The sequence below is a fragment of the Micromonospora sp. M51 genome, from assembly GCF_018070305.1.
In the GTDB taxonomy this organism is placed as follows: domain Bacteria; phylum Actinomycetota; class Actinomycetes; order Mycobacteriales; family Micromonosporaceae; genus Micromonospora; species Micromonospora parva.
In genome coordinates this window covers 1-1,889 of the sequence record NZ_JAGPXZ010000994.1, presented here as the reverse complement: position 1 = coordinate 1,889, position 1,889 = coordinate 1, and the positions used below count along the sequence as shown (strand labels likewise).

The 1,889-nt window shown below is 72.5% G+C and carries 2 protein-coding genes; both read right to left on the bottom strand.

The features are described from left to right. The coding region (locus KBX53_RS31675; RefSeq protein ID WP_210863467.1) for an MFS transporter at positions 1-1,270 on the bottom strand (1,270 nt) is incomplete at its 3' end. Further along, positions 1,264-1,889 (bottom strand): SDR family oxidoreductase (locus KBX53_RS31670; protein ID WP_210863465.1); only part of this gene is annotated, 626 nt, incomplete at its 5' end. The genes KBX53_RS31670 and KBX53_RS31675, both read right to left, overlap by 7 nt.

Sequence of the window (1,889 nt, the reverse complement as noted above, 5' to 3'; positions counted from 1 at the left end):
ACTGTGGCCAGTACGCCGCCGGTTCACGGTTCACCGACCGGAGGTCGGGCAGCGGCCAGATCCGGCTCGTCAGGGTGCCGACCAGCATCAGCGCCGCCGCCGCCAGGTACGCGAGGACCAACCCGCCCATGTCGGCCACCAGCCCCCAGAGCAGCGCGCCGACCGCCTGCCCACCGGCGAAGCACACCTGGTAGACGGCCAGGCCCCGGGCGCGTACCCAGCTGGGCAGGAAGAGCTGCATCTCGGCATTGACGTTGGCCAGCACGGTCACCCAGGCCATCCCGGCGGGCAGCAGGGCGAGCAGCACCAGCGGCACCACCGGCACGGTGCCGACCACGGTCAGCGCCACCGTGAACAGAGCCCCGGCGATCAGCAGGAGCTGGTTGGCCGACAGTCGGGTGCGGATCACGGCCAGCAGCACACCGCCACCGATGGCGCCCACGCCGAGGGCGGCCAGCAGCACCCCGTACCCACCGGAGCCCAGCCCCAGCCGGCGACTCGCGACCAACGGCAGCAACGCCCACAACGCGCTGGCCGGGACCACGAAGACCAACGCGCGGCGCAACAGCCGGCGCACCGTCGGCGAGTGACGGACGTAGCGGCTGCCGGCCCGCAACGCGGCGGTGAACCGCTCGGGCACCTCGACCGCGCGGGCGTTGTCGGGCCGCCAGCGCCACAGCGCGTACGCGAAGACGCCGAAGGCGACCGCGTTGATGCCGAAGACCGGGGCGACGCCGGTACGGGCGATCAGCACACCGGCCACCGCGGGACCGACCGCCCGCGCCACGTTCACGCTGATCGAACCGAGCGCGGACGCCGACCGCAGCTGGTCCTGCGGCACCAGCTCCGGGATCACCGCCGCCCAGGCCGGCAGGGTCAATGCCTGCCCGACCCCGAACGCGAAGGTGAGGGTGAGCAGCAGCGCCGGCGGCATCCGGCCGGTAACTGTGAGCAGCGTCAACGCCACCGCCACCGCCACCAGGAACAGCTGCACGGCGATCAGCAGGTGCCGGCGGTCGAAGCTGTCGGCCAGCACCCCGGCGGGCAACGCCAGCAGCAGCACCGGCAGCAGACTGGCCGTCTGCACCAACGCGACCAGGGTGGGGGCGTTGGAATGGTTGATCAGCAGCCACTGCGCGCCGACGGTCTGCATCCAGGTGCCGATGTTGGCGGCGAGCAGGGCCAGCCACAGGTTGCGGTAGACCGCCGTCCGCAGCGGCGCCCACGCCGAGGCCGGACGGTCGGCGGGTCCGGCTGCGGCCGTCACCACCGCCCGTCCGCGCGCAGCACGCGCTCACCGGAGACGTAGAGGTCGTCGGGTTCGAGCAGCAGCAACCGGACGACCTCGGTGGCGACCTGTTCGGGCATGGCGTACACCTCGTCCAGGAACTCGGCACCCACCCGTTCCTGCAGTCGGGTCGGCATCGGCCCGGGGTGCAGCTGCATCACCTTGACCCGGTTGCTGTGCTGCGCCTCGGCCAGCGAGTCGACCAGGCTGTTGCCGTAGCTCTTGGTGGCCCGGTAGACGGGGATGCCGGGCCGGGGGGCCGCCAACGCCAGCGCGCCGATGTAGACGACGTTGCCGTGGCCCTGCCGGTCAAGGTGCCGCACCGCCTCCCGCAGCAGGTACGTGATGCCCAGAACGTTGATCTCCACGGCCCGCCGGATGTGCTCCACCGACAGGTCCCCCAGGTCGCCGCCCGCCCACATGGAGGCGCAGGCCGCCACCCCGTCGATGGTGCCGTAGCGCTCGACCACCCCGGCGAAGGAGTCGCGGACCTGCTCGTAGGAGGAGACGTCGCAGACCGCCCCGTCGCAACCCAACTCGGCGGTCGCCGCGGCGACCTCGGCCGGCACGTTGCCGAACACCACAACCCGGTGCTCGTCGA